Raw genomic sequence first — 19102 nt, 5'->3', positions numbered from 1 at the left:
AATAAAAAAAAATAATAATAATAAACAAATATAGGATGTTGAATAAATGTACGTTCAAAAAATTAAGCTAAGCGGACACATCATTGATTCATTCACAATACAAAAAGTCATGGACACCATCATAGACCAAGGTGGAGACTATGAAATAGAAGAATTAAATGTTGGAAAACATAACACTGACATAAGTACCGCTAGAATACGCATAGAAACAGAAAAAGAAAAAACATTAGACAAAATATTAGACATGGTAACAGACCTTGGTGCTCAACTAGTCGAAGAAGACGAAGTAGAACTAGTAGCATCCGAGAAAGACAAGACAGTGCCTAAAAACTTTTATTCAACAACTAATTACACCACAGAAATAAGATATGATAACCGTTGGATAAACATTGACAATATCGAAATGGACTGTTTACTAGTTGTTGATGAAAAAGAAAAAACCGCTACCTGTAAACCATTAAACACTATCCATAAGGGCGAAATGATAGTGGTAGGACATAAGGGTGTTAGAGTTAAACCACCAGAAAAGTCAAGGGGAAAGAATACTTTTGAATTCATGAACAGTGAAGCATCAGCCGAGAAACCAACACGCAGCATTATTCATAAAGTAGCTAAGGAAATGAAAAAAATACATGACAAAGGTGGAAAGATTTGTGTAGTTGGTGGTCCTGCAGTTGTACATACAGGCTGTTCACCAGTACTTGCCGAGTTAATACGGGAAGGATATGTTAACAAGTTATTTGCAGGTAATGCTCTTGCAACCCATGATATTGAAAATGCATTATATGGTACCAGTTTAGGAGTGAAAACTAAAACCGGTGAACTTGTTGCACATGGCCATAAACATCATCTCTGTGCAATTAACACAATCAATAAGGCTGGAAGTATAAGGGATGCTGTTGAACAGGGTGTTCTTACTAGTGGTATCATGTATGAATGTGTTAAAAATGATGCTCCTTATGTGTTAGCAGGTAGTATAAGGGATGACGGCCCATTACCTGATGTTATCACAGATTCACAGGAAGCTCAGCAACGTATGCGTGAGGAAGTTCAGGATGTTGACATGGTTATTATGATTGCCACACTCTTACATAGTGTTGCTACTGGTAACTTGATTCCTGCACGTATTAAAAGTGTTTGTGTAGATATTAGTAATGCTAGTGTCACTAAGCTTTCTGATAGGGGTAGTGCACAGGTTATTAGTATTGTTACTGATATTGGTTCTTTCTTGCCAATATTGCTTGATGAAATTCATAAACTTGAGGAAACGGATTAGATGAGTATTTTAACTATTATCCTGTTATTGGTTGGTTTTGTCTTTCTGATTAAGGGTGCTGACATGTTTGTGGATGGTGCCAGTGATCTTGCAACTAAGCTTAAGATTCCTTCCATGATTATTGGTTTGACTATTGTTGCTTTTGGTACTAGTGCTCCTGAAGCTGCCGTTTCTGTTTCATCTGCTCTTAGTGGTAGTAATGCTATTGCTATAAGTAATGTTGTTGGTAGTAATATTTTTAATATGCTTGCTGTTATTGGTATTACGGCTGTGCTTTATAAGATTGATATTACCAGGGAATCTCTTGTTCATGATTTTCCTATCATGTTAGTCAGCAGCATATTATTGTTAATATTTATCTTCACAGGTAGCCAAATCAGTAGGCTTGAAGGTATTTTATTCATGGCAATGATTATTGCATACGTAGCTTTCCTAATCTATAAGAGTATGAAACAAAGTAGTAAAATGCCTGTGGGAACTACTCATTTAAGCAATGGATACATACTAGTTTATATCGTCATAGGTATAATCGGTATAATACTCGGAGGAAACCTAGTAGTAGACTCATCAAAAGAAATAGCACTAAGCATCGGAATGAGCGAAACACTAGTAGGACTAACAATAGTATCCATAGGAACCAGCCTACCAGAACTAATAACCAGCGTAACCGCAGCCTACAACAAAAAAACAGACATTGCAATAGGTAACGCTATAGGAAGCTGCATATTCAACATACTATTCATCCTAGGACTAACAAACACCATATCACCAATAAAAACAACAAACATCATGTTCATTGACACATTAATCATGATCATAGTAGCAGTCATAACATACATACTAGCATACGATAAAAAAGATTTCAACCGCAAAGACGGACTGATACTGATAGCATTATTCCTAATTTACATGATATACATCATCCTAAGAAACTAAATCTCCCCCCCCCTAATACTTTTTTTATAAAAAATTTCAGATATACACTCCCTTTTTAAAAAAATATTAAAATAATAAAAAACATAACTATTCCCTTAAGACAATTAACAAAATAAATACGAGGTGTCAATATCAATAACATAATAAGAAAAATCTCACCCCTACTCTTCATAGCATTACTACTAATATGCATCTCCAGCGTATCAGCACAAGACAATACACCAGACACACACGAAAAGAAGATTACAAGCAACACCCATCAAAACACAACACTTACCCCCAACACCAAAAACAAACAAATCCATACAGTATATGTAAGCAAGAAAGGAAACGATTCAAACAATGGAACAGAAAATTCACCCAAACGAACAATAAAAAATGCAATAAAAAGCGTGAAAACAGGCGGAACAATCCACATAACACCCGGAAAATACTATGAATCAGGACTAACAATAAACAAGAACATTAACATCATAGGAGAAAACACGAAAACAACAATCATAAACAGCCAAAACAAACAAGCAATAAAAATAACAGCAAAAGCAAACCTAAAACATTTCACAATACAACAAGCAAAAACAAATGGTAGCGGCGGAGCAATACACAACAAAGGAATACTAAAACTAGAAAACATGACCATAACCACATCCACCGCAAAACAGAGAGGTGGAGCAATACACAACGAAGGACAACTAAGCATAACCAACTCCACACTCAGACAAAACAATGCAACAAATGGAGGAGCCATATACAATACCAACAAAGCACTGCTAAAAAACTGTTTATTCACAAAAAACAATGCAATGACAAGTGGTGGAGCTATTTACAACACCGCAAAACTAAGCATAAAAAACAACACATTCCACAACAACCGTGCCACAAATGGTGGAGCAATATACTCCAAAACAGGAAACCCCATCAAGATAAACATCACATACTCCCACTTCACACATAACACTGCAAAAACAGGCGGAGCAATCTACGCATACAACCACACAATACTCAACATAAAATACTCCACATTCAAATCAAACAACCAAAGCGCAATATACATTAAAACAGACCAGGCAGGAAATAACATATACAACTCCACATTCACCAAAAACAGTGCAACATACGGCGGAGCCATAAGAAACGCACACACAAACACTAGCATCAAAAAGAACACATTCCATGAAAACAGTGCAAACTATGGCAGCACACTACACAACTTTAAAGGAAACATAATCCTAAACTACAACATATTAACCGACAACAACAAAGACATATACAATAAGGGCAACATTAATGCAGATTATAACTGGTGGGGAAAAAACAATATAAAACAGTCACGAATCATCAATACAAAAGTAAATAAATGGTTATACCTCCACATCCAACACAAATACAGATACTTAATGAATAGCAGCATCAATACAACCATTTCAATCTATAATATATTTGATGGAAAAAAAATTACACCCATTTCCAGAAGTACAAACATCCCCGATTACCATATGAAGATAATAATGAAAAAAGACGGAAAAATTAAAAACTATAATAGTAATTCCGGTTATTGCAAGTTAACAAACAAATTTAACAAAGAAGGCAATGTAAACTTTATTGTAAAAGCACCACACACGATAGCCAATAACACATTAAACATTCATGCTACCGAAACTGCACACTTGTTTATGAAAAGTTTACAGAAAAATAATGCAGATACTGCAACATTAGAAATTAATGTTACAGACAACTTGAATAATACAATCCATGATGGAAGTCTGAAAATATATTTAAACAATAAAAAAATTCAAACAGTTAATGCATCCAGCAATAAAATCAAGATTTCAAAACATGATATAGGTGTTTATGATTTGAAAGTAGTGTTTGGTGCACCAAATTATCATAGCGTGTCAAAAAATGTTAAATTAACTGTTAATCCAAAGTCAGATTACACTATGAGAATAGTGAATAATCCTGCATTATTTACAGAAAAACGAGGAACATTAAGAACCATAATACGAAATAATAATAAAAAAACAGTGAATACGGGATTAGTAAAATTCTATTTGAATGACAAACACGTTGGAACATCTGAAGTAAAAAACAATCTTTCTACATTAAAAATTAATATGCCCCCAAAAGAAGGAAATTATTCCGTGAAAATGAAGTATTACCGGAATAATAAGTTCATAATAGCCTGTGCAGATATATTTACGGTGAATAAACCTGAAGCACAAATCAAGCAGGAAACATTTATTACATTAGCCGGCGATTTAATTTCCAATTCAAAAATAACATCCAATAAAAAAGATGTTTATTTTGCAATGGATAGAACAACAGCCTCATATAACTATAGTCCCAATGATATGAAAATAATGAATAATATTGCCTATAATTTAAGAAGCAATGGATTTAATGTTAAAACTGTTAAAAATGGTCCTGGAGAAACTTATGAAACTGCTCGTTACATGTATAAAAACAATGTGAGAAATAGTATTTGTTTCGTATTATGTAATGGTGTGGATGCTAACGTAATCAGAGAATATCTGAGAGGATATGATAATCTTCTTACAAGTGTTAGAAAGCGAGGAAATGATATTGTGCTTGGATGGTTCCATGGTGCTGGTGACATATATAATCCTGATGGTGAATATTATTATTGGCTGGAAAAGGCTTGGGATGACAATTATTCCAGGTGGGGTGGAATAAGTAATCCTCGGAAAACTATGGAAAAAGATGGAATTAAAATAGTGTTTGAAAGATATGATATGAAGGGTGATTCTGTTGCACGATCATTCATACAGTTATATGGTGGAAAGATCACACATGATATTCCGAAAAATTCTACGATTTGTTTAAAAACTAATATTTATAACATTAATAATCAGAACATGAGAGGAAATATTGTGTACACATTAAATGATAAAATGATTAAAAATGTTAGTGTAGAAGGCAAGGAGTATACATTCAAATATACCATGCCAAATAATGAAGGTACGTATAATATTAAAGCAACATATTACTCCAATAATAAAATGCTTTGTTCTACAGACAGATACGTGAAAGTTCAATAGGAATAATCATTAGCCACCCACCTCCTTCCCCACCCCATTTTATAAGTATTAACCAGATATTATCTTTTTTTTCAAAAAAATTATATCCTATTAGAAATATAATTATATTCTTAAGTCAAATTAATAGGAATTACATTATTATGATTAAGAAAATTTTCCCAATACTTGCCATAATATTAGTTTTAACCTGTATTTCAAGTGTAAGTGCTGAAGATAATCAGACACATAGCCTTCATAGTGAAAACACTATACAACATGAAACCAATCAGGTTCATAAAACAATAACAAAACAGACAAACACAACTGTTAAAAGCAGCACACAGACAAAAAGCAAGATATATGTAAGTACCAAAGGTAATGATTCAAACAATGGAACAGAAAATTCACCCAAACGAACAATAAAAGATGCAATAAAAAGCGTGAAATCTGGTGGAACAATCCATATAACACCCGGAAAATACTATGAATCAGGACTAACAATAAACAAGAACATTAACATCATAGGAGAAAACACGAAAACAACAATCATAAACAGCCAAGACAAACAAGCAATAAAAATAACAGCAAAAGCAAACCTAAAACTATTCACAATACAACAAGCAAAAACAAATGGTAGCGGCGGAGCAATACACAACAAAGGAATACTAAAACTAGAAAACATGACCATAACCACATCCACCGCAAAACAGAGCGGTGGAGCCATCTACAATGAAGGACAACTAAGCATAATCAACTCCACACTCAGACAAAACAATGCAACAAATGGAGGAGCCATCTACAATACCAACAGGGCACTGCTAAAAAACTGTTTATTCACAAAAAACAATGCCCGAAGCGGAAGCAGCATATACACGAACGGATACCTGAACATTGAAGAATGCAACTTCACAAAAAACCAGAACACAACAATATACATAACAAACAATGAAACACGCATAAAATCATCCAAATTCACATACAACAACGCAACAAATGGTGGATCCATATACAACAAGCAATCCATCCTAAAAATAAACAATGTAACATTCACCAAAAACAATGCAAAAACAAGCGGAGGAACAATCTACAACACAGGAACCACAAACATAAGAAACAGTCAATTCAAATCAAACACTGCCCATTATGGTGCAACAATAACCAACAAAAACACCACAATCCTACACAACAACAGGTTCAGCAACAATAACGCAACACTAAGCGGCGGAGCAATCTACAACACCGCAAAACTAAGCATAAAAAACAACACATTCCACAACAACCGTGCCACAAATGGTGGAGCAATCTACTCCAAAACAGGAACCCCCATCAAGATAAACATCACATACTCCCACTTCACACATAACACTGCAAAAACAGGCGGAGCAATCTACGCATACAACCACACAATACTCAACATAAAATACTCCACATTCAAATCAAACAACCAAAGCGCAATATACATTAAAACAGACCAGGCAGGAAATAACATATACAACTCCACATTCACCAAAAACAGTGCAACATACGGCGGAGCCATAAGAAACGCATACACAAACACTAGCATCAAAAAGAACACATTCCATGAAAACAGTGCAAACTATGGCAGCACACTACACAACTTTAAAGGAAACATAATCCTAAACTACAACATATTAGCAGACAACAATAAGGACTTATACAATAAGGGTAACATAAACGCTGATTATAACTGGTGGGGAAAAAACAGTATAAACAGGAAGAGAACAGTTAATATAAAACCAGAGAATTGGATCTACCTCACATTAACAATGAAAGAATCAGGATATGAAAATGAAAACATTACAACAACAGTATCACTAAACAACATATATGACGGAAAAAACATGAAACAATATGATGTAGAAAAGAAACTGCCGGAAGTACAGATAAACATCCACATGGACGGGTGTGGAATAAACAACCAATCATTCACAACCAACCAGACATACAGCAAACTAGTAAACAACTTTACTGAAATAGGAAAAGCAGTGATAACAGCAATACTAGATGATGAAAAACTAGTCCACAATACCACAATCCACAAAAATGTGAAAGACAAACGAATATCCGGAGTATACGTGCAACTATACTATGATGTAACACCAGCCCTTGTTAAAAGGTGGGTTAAAGCAGGAATTACTGATGTTTATGTTCAAGCAAAAGCATCCACTGATGAAACTGCAAACTTAAGAAAAACAATATCCCTGTGTAAAAATACTAATATAAGAGTTCATGCATGGGTAATATGTTTCAGAAACAAAAATGGAAAATTTGATGTTAGCACAACCCAACAAAACCGGATAAAAAACTTTATCAGAAAAGTAATTAATATTAACGGAGTGGACGGAGTTTCATTAGATTATGTTCGTTATAGTGGATTAAATCCATCAATCGTGAAACCAAAAGTCATCACTAACTTTGTGAAAAGTGTGCATACAATAGTTAAGAAACATGATGAAAACATGATAGTATCTGCTTCATTATTTGCTGAAAAAGGTGGTACGGTCAAATATTATGGACAGGATTATGCGGCACTTAGCCCATACCTTGATGTTATGTTGCCAATGACGTACAGGTACTCATATAAAGCAAGCAGGAACTGGATTAAGGAAGCAACACAGTACATTGTTGACCGAAGCCCATACTCACAGGTAGTGTCCGTGGTACAGACATATTATGAGAATTTGAATAAGATTCCTGTGAACGTACTTGAGAAGGATATAAAGGCAGGACTAATGGGAGGATCCGAGGGATATGTTCTGTTCCGTCAGGGATTGATAAGTGGCTATCCTAAATCAGCAGACAAATTATAATATATTCACCACCACCCCACATATCCCCTCCACATTTATATGACATGACTACTTTTTATAACACTATTTTGATATAATAATACCAAAGATTATTATAATAATTACAAACATAACTATATTCTTAAGTCAAATTAATAGGAATTACATTATTATGATTAAGAAAATTTTGCCAATACTTGCCATAATATTAGTTTTAACCTGTATTTCAAGTGTAAGTGCTGAAGATAATCAGACACACAGTATTACTAGTGAAAACACTATACAACATGAAAGCAATCATGTTGATAAAACAATAACAAAACAGACAAACACAACTGTTAAGAGCAGCACACAGACAAAAAGCAAGGTATATGTCAGTACCAAGGGTAAGGATTCAAACAGTGGAACAAAAAATTCACCAAAAGCTACGATAAAAGATGCAATTAAAAGTGTTAAGACTGGTGGAACAATCTACCTTGCCAGTGGAACATATGATGAATCAGAAATTTATATCGGCAAAAGTTTAAACATTGTAGGAGCTGCCACCAACACCACAGTAATTAACAGTAAAAACAAGCATACATTCACCATCAAAGCTAATGTTAAACTAAAAACATTCACCATTAAGAATGCCCGTGACAAAAATGGTGGAGCAATCTACAATAAGGGAAGCCTGAGTATTGAATCACTTAAAATAGAAAGTTCTAAGGCTACACAGATGGGTGGAGCAATCTATAATAAGGGTACTTTAAATGCATATAAAAGCACATTTAATGGCAACAATGCAATGTATGGTGGTGCAATTTACAATACAAACAAGTTAACATTAAGTAAATGCTCATTCACCAATAACAATGCCGGCAGATATGGTAGCAGTACCTACACTACTGGTTATATGAATGTTTATTCATGTAACTATGATAATAATAGGAACACATCCATATTCATTAAGAAAAACAACAGAAATCAAATAATAAGATCATCCTCCTTTAAGTCCAATAAGGGAATAAACGGAGGAGCCATATACAACCAGAAATCAAACCTGACAATAAGCAAAACATACTTCGGAAAAAACAGTGCAAAGAATGGAGGAGCAATCTACAATACAGGAAACATTAACATAAAACAGAGCACATTCACAGCCAACAATGCAAAGAATGGAGGAGCACTATATAACACGAACAAGCTAACCATAACAGACAATTCAGTTAAAAACAATGCTGCACAACAATCCGGAGGAGTAATATATAATACGGGAAAAACAATCATAAAAACAAGCAAATTCAATAAAAACAGTGCCGCTAATGGAGGAGTACTATACAGTAAAACCAGTACCAGCATTCGTTTAAACATCATGAAATCAGAGTTTACAAACAACATTGCAAAAGCAGGAGGAGCAATGTACATCAAGGACAAAAGCGAAGTGGACATTAGAAGCTGTGCCTTTAACAATAACAATAATAATGCAATATTCCTTAAAACCAGTGCTAAGGACAACATAGTATATAACTCTTCACTAACCAAGAATGATGCCCTACGAGGTGGAGCAATAAGAAATAATGGTGGAAAATTATTGCTTAAAAGTAACTACATATCAGCAAACAAGGCAACATGGGGTGGAGCATTATATAACAATAATGGACAGACAACACTAAAATTTAACACCATACTAAATAATGGTCAAAACGATGTATATAACAAGAAAGGCAGTGTACAAGCAGATTATAATTGGTGGGGTTCAAATAGTAGGCCAGCCACCAAGAGAACACAGAATGTTGCATTACATAACTGGATTTACATGACACTAAAGACTGCTAATACTGTTAAAGTAAACAATGCAGTTAAAACAACAGTATCATTAAAAAATGCATATAATGGTAAAAGGGTAACCAGTATTAGCCCTGAATTATATGAAAGTAAAATAATTGTAAAAATTAATGGTGCAGGCATAAGTAAAACATTAAACCTTAAAAGCAGGGGAGCAAACACGTTTACAACAAAATTTACTAAAACTGGTAGTGCCACTATTACCGCTACAATGAACAAGCAGCAGCTAAGAAATAGTGTTACAGTTACTTCAAAAACTTCCACGGGTAAGGTTACTGGACTGTTTGTACAGCGTGTTTATTCTGTTTCAAGTAGTGTGGTGAAAAGTTGGGTGAATGCTGGAATTACTGATGTATTCGTTCAAACACAGGCTTCATCAGAGGATACTAAGCTGTTAAGACAGACTATTAATCTGTGTAAAGGAACTAATATCCGTGTTCATGCATGGATTGTTTGTTTTGTGAACAGTAATGGTAACTTTGATATGAGTACTGCCAGACAGAATTTGGTTAAAAACTTTGTTAAGAGCACTATCAGAATATCTGGTGTGAGTGGTATTAATCTTGATTATGTCAGGTATAGTGGTACTAATCCTGGAATTGTTAATCCTAGCAGGGTTACGAATTTCGTTAAAAGTTTGAATTCAATTATTAAGGGTTATGATAGGAATATTATATTTTCTGCTTGTGTGTTTGCAGAGAAAAGTGGTACTGTCAAGTATTATGGTCAGGATTATGCTAAGTTAAGTCCTTATCTTGACTGGATTATGCCTATGACGTATAAGTATTCATATTCTAGTGGCAGAAGTTGGCTTAAGGATTCAACAAATTATGTTGTGAAGAAGGCAAAGTCATCTAAGGTTATTAGTATTCTTCAAACATACAATAATAATATTAATAGGTTAAGTTCTGGTGAGCTTGAAGGTGATGCTAGGGCTGTTATTAGTGGTGGTTCTTATGGGTATGTGTTATTCCGTTATGGTTTAATCAGTTCTTATCCTAGGGCTGCTAATAAGTTATGATTACGTGATTATTTGGTAATCTATTTTCTTCACCAACTTCTTTTTTGGATGAAAAATGTTAAAAAAATAGTAGGTTTATTTTTTTTGGGTTTATAATTATTTCTTTTTTTTAGTCTATGCTTTCGAGTTCTTTGTTTTTTCGCACATTATGTTCCCTGTTTAACCATGCGTTATCGTATGCACCTTTGAGTGTGTGCATGTCTACGCTGGTATATATTTGTGTTGTACTTAGGTTGCTGTGGCCGAGTAATTGTTGGATTGCTCTGATGTCAACACCATTTTTAAGTAGGTGTGTTGCGAATGAGTGTCTTAGTACGTGGGGTGTTACTTTTCTTTCTATTCCTGCTGCTTGTGCATATTCTTTTATCATGTATTGTATGTATCGTGGTGTTAGTGTATGGTTTTTCTGATTTACGAATAGGTATTCGTTTTCTACGCCCCGTTTTATCAGGTATTCCTTGATTAGTTCCAGTGTTGTGTCGTCAAATATTACTATTCGGTCTTTTTCTCCTTTACCTCGTACTCTTATTGTTCTTTCCTCTGGGTCTATTGTGTTAATTTTTAGTTTTATGAGTTCGGATACTCGTAGTCCCGTGGAGTATAGTAGTGTTAGTATTAGTTTGTTTCTGAGTCTGGATATGTTTTGGGGGTTATCTCGTTCTGGATCGTATTTATCATCTTTTGCATGTATTAGGTCGTATACTTCTTGTTCATTTAATGATTTTGGTAATGATTTTGTTCTTTTTGGTGCTTTTATTTCATCTGTTATTTCTATTTCTGCGAACATGAAGAACTTTTTCAGCACTACCGTTACTAGGTAGAGATAGTTTTGTGATACTTCGTTATCTCTTTTTAAATGTTGTAAGTATTTCTTAAATGCTCTTAGTAATCCTGCCTCGTTTTTTATTGTTTTTTGTTGAAGTAGGAATCCATAGAAACTGTGTAGTATTGAGGAATATGTTTTTAGTGTGTTTTGTGAATAGCTTTGAATATCCATTTCTAGTATGTAATCTTCTATTTGTTCTTCAAATTCTATTTCTTCCAAATAATTTTCTGACATATTTTTATCCTCCTATTGTTTCTATTACTAATGAAAAAAATGAAAAAAAATTGGGTGGTTAAAAGAATATTACTATTTTGTTATTATTTTTATTGTTTCAGGTTTTTTTACAACTTCACTCATTTTTACTGCTACCAGGTATTCGATGTTTTTTTCTTTTGATAGGTCTACTAGTCTTTGGCTTATTATTCCATCAAATACTACTGTTTGTATTTTGTTCTGGTTTGTTCTTATTTCGTTGAAAAGGTTTTCTACTTTGACTTCTTTTATGTTGTTGAATTGGTCATCGTATAGTATGCCTTTTCCTGTGCCTTTGATTTCGTCTAGAGCTGTTATGTATTTGTTTTGTTTTTTTACTGGTTTTTCTTGTTGTTCTGGTTCTTGTTTTTCTTCTTTGGTTTTTTCGTTTTTCTGTGTTGCTGTTGTTGTTTGTTGTTGTGTTTGTTTGTCTTGTTCTGCTTGTTTTATTTCTAGTTCTAGTTGGTCTTTTAGTTGTCTTGTTAGGTCTGAGAATTTTTCTTCTTCTTTTATTTCCTGTTTTGTTGGTGTTTTGTCGTTTGTTTTTCTTTTGTGATGGTAGTTGTGTTGGTTGTGGTTGAAGTTTGCGTGGTTTGTTATTTTTTCTACTGATGTTTTGTTTTTTAGTGCGTATATTACTTGGTCTTTGTTTAGGTATTCTACTTCTTGACCTCTTGGTGCTCTTGTTACGTAGTCTATGTCTCCTATTTGGAGTAGTTCTTTAAGTATTAGGTCTCCTCCTCTGTCTCCATCGAGGAATGCTGTTACTGTTCTTTCTTTGGTTAGGTCTGCTACTGTTTTTGGTACGTTTACTCCTTCTACTGCTATGGTGTTTTTTATTCCATATTTTAGTAGGTTTAGTACGTCGGATCTTCCTTCTACTATGAGGATTGCATCTGATGTTGGAGTGTTTGGTCCTGCTGGTAGTTTGTCTTCTCCGTATTCTATTATTTCTGGTACTTTGATTGATTCTTTTACTTCGTCGATCATTCTGGAGCTTTCTGGTGTGAATTCTTCCATCATGTTTTTGTATAGTTCTTTTGCTCTTTCTACTATTGTTCGTCTTTTTACTGCTCGAACGTCTTCGATTGAGGTTACTCTTAGACTTGCTTCACATGGTCCTACTCTGTTGATAGTTTCTAGTGATGCTGCTAGGATTGTTGTTTCTATCCTGTCTAGGCTTGATGGGATTATTATTTCACCTTTTGTTTTTCCTGATTTGTTGGTCATGTCTACTTTTATTCTGCCTATTCTTCCTGTTTTTTGTAGTTCTCTTAGGTCTAGGCTGTCACTTAGTAGTCCTTCGGTTTGTCCGAATATTGCTCCTACAACGTCAGGTTTTTCTACGAATCCTTTTGCGTTTATTTGTGAGTGTATTAAGTATTTTGTTGTTGTTATTTCGTCCTTGAAAACATAGTAATATTCTTCATCATCATGATATTTTGCATTTTTATGAGTCATTTTATCGCCTTAGATTTCATAATGTATCTATTTTTATGCGAAGAGATGAAAAATAATTTAATACTTATTTTTTGTGTTTATATATTAGTATGATTTTAAGAATAATTCTCTTTGTATGCCCGTTTTTTCTGGAGTGTATTTATATTTTTTTCTCCATTTTATGGCCGTAAGAGTTTTTTTTTATTCTTAATTTATTATTATTTAATTAAGCATATTTTATAACTACTTCGTTATATCATATACACATATTATTTATTTACATCATGTTATATTAATACATATGTTATTATAATCCAAAGATATATTAATTAAATTAAACATAACTTATATCATAACTAGTTGTATGTTTTATACAATGCATTTTTTTGATATGATTTTAACTTAATAATAATACCAAACTATAAAATAAGGTTCCATATAATAATTTTTATTGTGAACCTATAGGGTATTAACAAATCATAATAATATATTTTGAGGGAAATTAATGGCAACTAAAGTAGTAGAAATTAAAACTTTAAAACAAGGAAAATACTTAGTATTAGGCGGAGAAGCTTCAAAAATTACCAGCATTTCAACATCATCACCTGGTAAACACGGTGCAGCAAAAGCACGTATCGAAGCAGTAGGTATCTTTGATAACCAAAAAAGAAGTCTTGTAAAACCTGTGAACGCTAAAGTTGATGTACCTATCATTGACAAAAGAGCAGGACAAGTAATTGCATTAATGGGTAGCGAAGTACAAATCATGGACTTAGAAACCTACGAAACAATCGATTTACCAATACCTGAAGACTTAAAAGATGAAATCGTAGAAGGTAGAGAAATCGAATACATCGAAGCAATGGGTAACATGAAAATTATGAGAACCAAAGGTGGAAACTAGAATTAGTTAAACCCTTTTCTCTAATCCTTTTACCCCCCCAAACTACATATACAGTTCTATTTTTAACATATTATCAGTTTTTAATCTTGATTTTAACAATTAATAAGGCATTCTTCATTTTTTTTAATCATATACGATTTAAAAGATTAATTTAAATTTAATACATATGCAAAAATAGTTAAGTTCTTTAAGATACTTGAAGCCCAATTATTATATATTATGAGAAATAAATATAATGATTAGTTAATTAGCTATATGAGAATGATATGGTATTTAAAATTTAATTAAGAAAAGCTCTACAAATGATGAATAAGATATATAGTATAATCTTTCAAAATTTTTTTTATAATAAAAAGAATATTTTGAATCTTTTCATAAATATTTTAAATACTTTAATTATTCTTTCCAAAGAATAGGGAAAATAAATCTACACAATTTAAATCCTGAGTATATTCGGAAAGTATAGCTAATGATTAATAGAATTTAATAATAAGTTCTATTTATACTACATAACTTTTTTTAAAAACAAATATTACCATAATAACTTAAAAAAAAGTAAAATAAATAATTTTTTGTGGGGAGTTTAATCTCTTTTTGGACCCATATAAATAACAGGCAAATGAATTTCAGTAACAGTATCCTCAACAGGAGTTCCAGGATCTGCAGGAATATAAATCTCTGTTATAGGACCCACAATATCATAATGATTTTCCACAGCATATTCAACCATTTCACGAATAGACTTGTTAAAATTCTTATGTGAACCCCTATGAATAGCAGACAGCACAGTATGACTTGCCAATTCCTTTAATCCAAGCTTTCCAAGACGTCCAGCTGGCTTTCCACCCATGTCAAATGATTTTATAGGCATTCCCACTTCAAATATTTGATCATTTTCTGCATGTTCTTCTAAATCATTATCATATGAACCATAAGGATATCCTACTGCTTCAAGATTATTATCAGCAATCAATTCCCCAACTTCTTCAATAAATTCAGGTAATTTGCTGAAACTGTCAATGTGTGGCACATAAGCTAATTTCTGGTCCGGTATCTTTTTTTCTACTATTTCCATCTTATATCATTCCATTAATATCAAATATATATTTTTTTTTATTCGTTTTTTTAATGAATTCTCTTATAATTATTTATATGATTTATCTTACTTTATTTTTTTCCTTGCAAAAAATATTATGATTTTCAGGAAACATTGATACCTCTTACATACTAGTTATTATGAAGTTAATGAAAAATTGGATTACAATCCCAATTATTTATTGGATACCCCTTGTAATCTACTAACTTCATACAATTTTGTTAATATAATGAATGGAGGAATCGATGACAATGTTAAAGTCAAACAGGATTATGTGCCTATTGTTTGCAGTGGCAATTATTGTCCTGGTTCTCGGACAAAACAGTGCAAGTGCCGCATGCATGGATTCACAGGACAACATGACAATAGATGCTGATAACACTGCCAGGGCCATTGATAATCCAGAATATATAGAGAGTAAAACAGTGAAGAAAGATAGTCAGAGAAATGTTAAAAACAGTCCGGAGGAAGTGACGTTATCAATGGAGGATGTTGAAGCAGACTTTGGTGAAGTTGCAGACATGAATGTTATAACCACGCCCGTTGTGGATGAGGGTATAATCTCTTGGTATATTAATGAGGGAATTGTTGGTGCAAGAAATTTATCCAATTCTCCTGCAAGTCTACCAGTGGATACAACAAATTATGTTCCTGGGACTTATACTGTTGAAGCAAGATATACTGGTAGTTTAATACATAACACTGCCTCCACTACTGCTATGCTAAAGATTAATCCAATGGATAGTTACGTGGATAATGTTGTCACTAACTTTAATGATGATAACGATATTGATGTTACCCTTAATATGAGGGGTGATGAGGATATTATCAGTTATGGTAACTTTTATGTTTATCATGGAAGTGAATTGATTAAATCATTGGAGCTTGAGGATGAGGATGTTAGTTTCACCATTGACAAGAAGTACAATAATGAGGTTTTAACCTTTGAATGGGTTGGTGATGAATATTATCGTAGTTGTCGCACCAATTACCTTGTGAGTGTGCCTAAGTTCAGAAGTAACATTTACATGGCTTATCCTAGTGGTTTTCAGGGCTCTGTTATTTCGCAGCCTGTCACTTTTTATAGTGATCGTCTTGTGAATGATGGTGTTCTTGATGTCTATGTTGATGGTGATTTGATAGAGGAGTACAATGTCACTGGAGGTGTTGTTGTAGACTTTGACCTATCCGAGTATAGTGCCGGAGTTTATGATGTTTATCTTGACTATTATGGTAGTGACGTGTATGAGGATTCTGGTTATGCTACCACATTGACTGTGCGCCAGGTGAACACTACCCTGTACACTTATAATGTGAGTGCTCATAAGAATGATACCGTGTATTTGAGAGCTGGTGTGTATAATTATGTTGATGATACCAGTGAGGGTATGATTGAGTTTTTCCTGGATGGGAGGAGTATTAAGACTGGATGGGTTAACAGTGTGACAGTTAATGAATCTTATGTGATACCTGACAGTTTAGATTTTGGTGAACATGAACTTAAGGTGGTTTATTATGGTTCTAACCGTTACAGTGGTGCTACTGGTTATGCTGTGTTAAGTGTGGACCGGTATGCTAATTCGTTAAGTGTTCGTAATGTGTCTCTTAGTGATGTGGGTAGAGTTGTTGTTAATGTTCGTGAATATTCCTATAATATGAGTGTGGATGATGGAATATTGGATTATTATGTTGATGGGGAACTTGTTGGAAGTGTTCCTGTTAATGGTAACATTACTTGTATTGTTTTACCGGAGGAATATTCTGGTGACAATGAGTATGAATTGTTAGTGTGTTATCATGGTTCCGGTAAGTTTGAGGATGCATCTCTTAACACATCAATACATCCAAATAAGACAAATACAAGTACCAGATTATACACGTACACCAGCACGGAAAACAAACTTAACCTTACAAGTTATGTTTATAGTGCAAACTATGCAAATATTAGTGAGGGCAGTGTAGAATTTTACATAAACGATACCATGATAGGTAGCTCAAGCGTAGAAAATAACATGGCAAACATGATAGTGGACATGGACCAATACGAAGACAAAACATACCAAGTAAAAGCAGTATACACAGGAAGCAAAATATACAGAACATCACAAAACAATACAAACATAAACTACAAAAGAAACCAAAAAGCAGTAAACATACAAACACCCGGAACAATAAACACAAAAGCATCAAACACAATAACAATCACAGTCAACCTAACAGATTACAACCAAAACAAACTACCAATACAAACAAAAATCAACATAAGCATACTAGGAAACGAACACACAATACAGACAACAAACGGAACCGGAACATTCACATACACAATACCATCAAACACACCAGAAGGAACATACAACATCACCATGACATCACAAGCAACAAAAGACTACAAAGAAGCAAAAAGAACAATAAAACTAAACATCATAAAAGAAGACCCATACATAACCAGCCAAAACACCATAAGAACAATAATGGGCGAAAAAATACAGATAAACGCAACACTAAACCTAAACCATGAAATACTAAGAGAAAACATAATAGCAATACTAAAAATAAACAACAAAACAATATACCAGGGAATGTTCCAGAACGGAGAATTCCAATACAAACTAGCATTAAACAAGAAATACACAGACGAAAAATACAACATAACAATAATCTCAATAGAAAACAGCCAATACCACAGAGCAGAGAAAAACATAGAACTACAACTAAGCCCAAGAAACACATACATAACAAGCCACAACATAGAAAGCAAGAACGGAGAACAAATAATAATCGACGCAACAATATACGACTCCCTAACCAGAACACCAGTCAAGGGAACATCAAAAGCATGCATAAAAATAAACGATGTAACACTAGACAATATCAACGTAGTAAACGGACACCTAGTCTACTCATACAATAACGATTACTCATCCAAAGACTACAACATAAAAATAATCTACGGAAGAAACAAGATATACAACAACAGCACATGGAATGGAACACTAACAATAAAAAGCAGCAAACTAAAAATAGCAACACACAACATACAAACACAAGCATACAAAACAATAAACATAAAAGCAAACATACTAGCAGAAAACAAACTGGCAACAGGACCAATAAAAACCGTTGTAAAAATAAACAACAAAACAATACACGAACAAAACATAACCAATGGAAAACTATCATTCAACTACACATTACCAGAAGAAGTAGGATCCGGAAAATATAACCTGACAATAATAGCAGGAGACACAAGAAAATACGTGGGAGAAACAAATACCGTAAACCTAACAGTAAACAAGAACTACAAACAAATAATAACAGAAAACATCACAGCAACACCACAAAGCACTGTGAAAATAAGGGCAAAAATAGTGGACATAGAAAACAATACAGTAACAGTGAATACAAAAGTCAACATCAAAATAAACCAGCAGACAATCACGGACATGAACGTAACAGATGGAATCATAGACTATGACTACACATTACCAGAAACAGTAAGACAAGGAACATACAACCTGCTAATACAGGCCGGTGAAACAAGCGGATACTACCATGCAACAACAATCACACACCTGAAAGTAGAATAAACCTGAAAACACTATTAATCCCCCCACATTTCTTCTTTTTTTATATGTGAAAAAATATATTCTTAAAGTATTTTAATATTGATAAT

Annotated in this window: 11 protein-coding genes; 8 read left to right on the top strand and 3 right to left on the bottom strand. The window is 33.5% G+C overall.

The features are described from left to right. Positions 1–46 precede the first annotated feature (46 nt). From PXD04_RS19455 to PXD04_RS19430, 6 genes are all read left to right on the top strand, one after another. Positions 47–1276, top strand: a complete 1230-nt coding sequence (locus tag PXD04_RS19455; RefSeq protein ID WP_323736475.1) for a TIGR00300 family protein — start codon at positions 47–49, stop codon at positions 1274–1276. After that, positions 1277–2212, top strand: a complete 936-nt coding sequence (locus PXD04_RS19450; RefSeq protein WP_323736474.1) for a calcium/sodium antiporter — start codon at positions 1277–1279, stop codon at positions 2210–2212. A 187-nt stretch (positions 2213–2399) separates the two neighbouring features. Continuing rightward, positions 2400–2651 (top strand): hypothetical protein, encoded by a 252-nt coding sequence (locus tag PXD04_RS19445; protein WP_323736473.1) that lies wholly within the window; start codon positions 2400–2402, stop codon positions 2649–2651. Continuing rightward, complete coding sequence (locus tag PXD04_RS19440) at positions 2605–5271, top strand: right-handed parallel beta-helix repeat-containing protein (RefSeq protein ID WP_323736472.1); 2667 nt, start codon at positions 2605–2607, stop codon at positions 5269–5271. The genes PXD04_RS19445 and PXD04_RS19440 overlap by 47 nt, the downstream gene beginning before the upstream one ends. Positions 5272–5411: 140 nt before the next feature. Next, complete coding sequence (locus tag PXD04_RS19435; protein ID WP_323736471.1) at positions 5412–8081, top strand: right-handed parallel beta-helix repeat-containing protein; 2670 nt, start codon at positions 5412–5414, stop codon at positions 8079–8081. 151 nt (positions 8082–8232) lie between these two features. Beyond that, positions 8233–10908 carry a hypothetical protein gene (locus PXD04_RS19430; RefSeq protein ID WP_323736470.1) on the top strand — a complete coding sequence of 892 codons (2676 nt, stop codon included), beginning with the start codon at positions 8233–8235 and terminating at the stop codon, positions 10906–10908. Between the two features lie 109 nt (positions 10909–11017). Here the strand turns inward: PXD04_RS19430 and xerA are convergent, their stop codons facing one another. Both xerA and dnaG read right to left on the bottom strand, forming a co-directional pair. Then, a complete protein-coding gene (gene xerA / locus PXD04_RS19425) occupies positions 11018–11968 on the bottom strand; it encodes a site-specific tyrosine recombinase/integron integrase (protein ID WP_323736469.1) in 951 nt (316 codons plus the stop codon). 72 nt (positions 11969–12040) lie between these two features. Then, the gene (dnaG, locus tag PXD04_RS19420) at positions 12041–13447 is read right to left on the bottom strand and encodes a DNA primase DnaG (protein WP_323736468.1); all 1407 of its coding nucleotides are present in this window, start codon (positions 13445–13447) and stop codon (positions 12041–12043) included. 484 nt (positions 13448–13931) lie between these two features. Here dnaG and PXD04_RS19415 point away from each other — a divergent pair, with 484 nt between their 5' ends. Continuing rightward, on the top strand, positions 13932–14330 hold the full coding sequence (locus PXD04_RS19415) for a translation initiation factor IF-5A (protein WP_323736467.1): 399 nt from the start codon (positions 13932–13934) through the stop codon (positions 14328–14330). Positions 14331–14913: 583 nt separating this feature from the next. Here PXD04_RS19415 and PXD04_RS19410 read toward each other — a convergent pair. Further along, complete coding sequence (locus PXD04_RS19410) at positions 14914–15405, bottom strand: GyrI-like domain-containing protein (protein ID WP_323736466.1); 492 nt, start codon at positions 15403–15405, stop codon at positions 14914–14916. Between the two features lie 266 nt (positions 15406–15671). Here PXD04_RS19410 and PXD04_RS19405 point away from each other — a divergent pair, with 266 nt between their 5' ends. After that, on the top strand, positions 15672–19016 hold the full coding sequence (locus PXD04_RS19405; protein WP_323736465.1) for a hypothetical protein: 3345 nt from the start codon (positions 15672–15674) through the stop codon (positions 19014–19016). Positions 19017–19102: the final 86 nt, after the last annotated feature.

Origin of the sequence: Methanosphaera sp. ISO3-F5 (assembly GCF_034480035.2) — an archaeon.
Lineage (GTDB): Archaea > Methanobacteriota > Methanobacteria > Methanobacteriales > Methanobacteriaceae > Methanosphaera.
Note: the sequence above shows the minus strand (reverse complement) of the source record. Positions and strands in the feature narration are given on the sequence as shown.

Excerpts from the sequence above, each read along its gene's own strand:
- PXD04_RS19415 (WP_323736467.1), top strand. The coding sequence starts at position 13,932 with ATGGCAACTAAAGTAGTAGAAATTAAAACTTTAAAACAAGGAAAATAC.
- PXD04_RS19450 (WP_323736474.1), top strand. The coding sequence starts at position 1,277 with ATGAGTATTTTAACTATTATCCTGTTATTGGTTGGTTTTGTCTTTCTG.
- PXD04_RS19445 (WP_323736473.1), top strand. The coding sequence starts at position 2,400 with ATGCATCTCCAGCGTATCAGCACAAGACAATACACCAGACACACACGA.
- PXD04_RS19455 (WP_323736475.1), top strand. The coding sequence starts at position 47 with ATGTACGTTCAAAAAATTAAGCTAAGCGGACACATCATTGATTCATTC.
- PXD04_RS19405 (WP_323736465.1), top strand. The coding sequence starts at position 15,672 with ATGACAATGTTAAAGTCAAACAGGATTATGTGCCTATTGTTTGCAGTG.
- xerA (WP_323736469.1), bottom strand. The coding sequence starts at position 11,968 with ATGTCAGAAAATTATTTGGAAGAAATAGAATTTGAAGAACAAATAGAA.
- PXD04_RS19430 (WP_323736470.1), top strand. The coding sequence starts at position 8,233 with ATGATTAAGAAAATTTTGCCAATACTTGCCATAATATTAGTTTTAACC.
- PXD04_RS19410 (WP_323736466.1), bottom strand. The coding sequence starts at position 15,405 with ATGGAAATAGTAGAAAAAAAGATACCGGACCAGAAATTAGCTTATGTG.
- PXD04_RS19435 (WP_323736471.1), top strand. The coding sequence starts at position 5,412 with ATGATTAAGAAAATTTTCCCAATACTTGCCATAATATTAGTTTTAACC.
- dnaG (WP_323736468.1), bottom strand. The coding sequence starts at position 13,447 with ATGACTCATAAAAATGCAAAATATCATGATGATGAAGAATATTACTAT.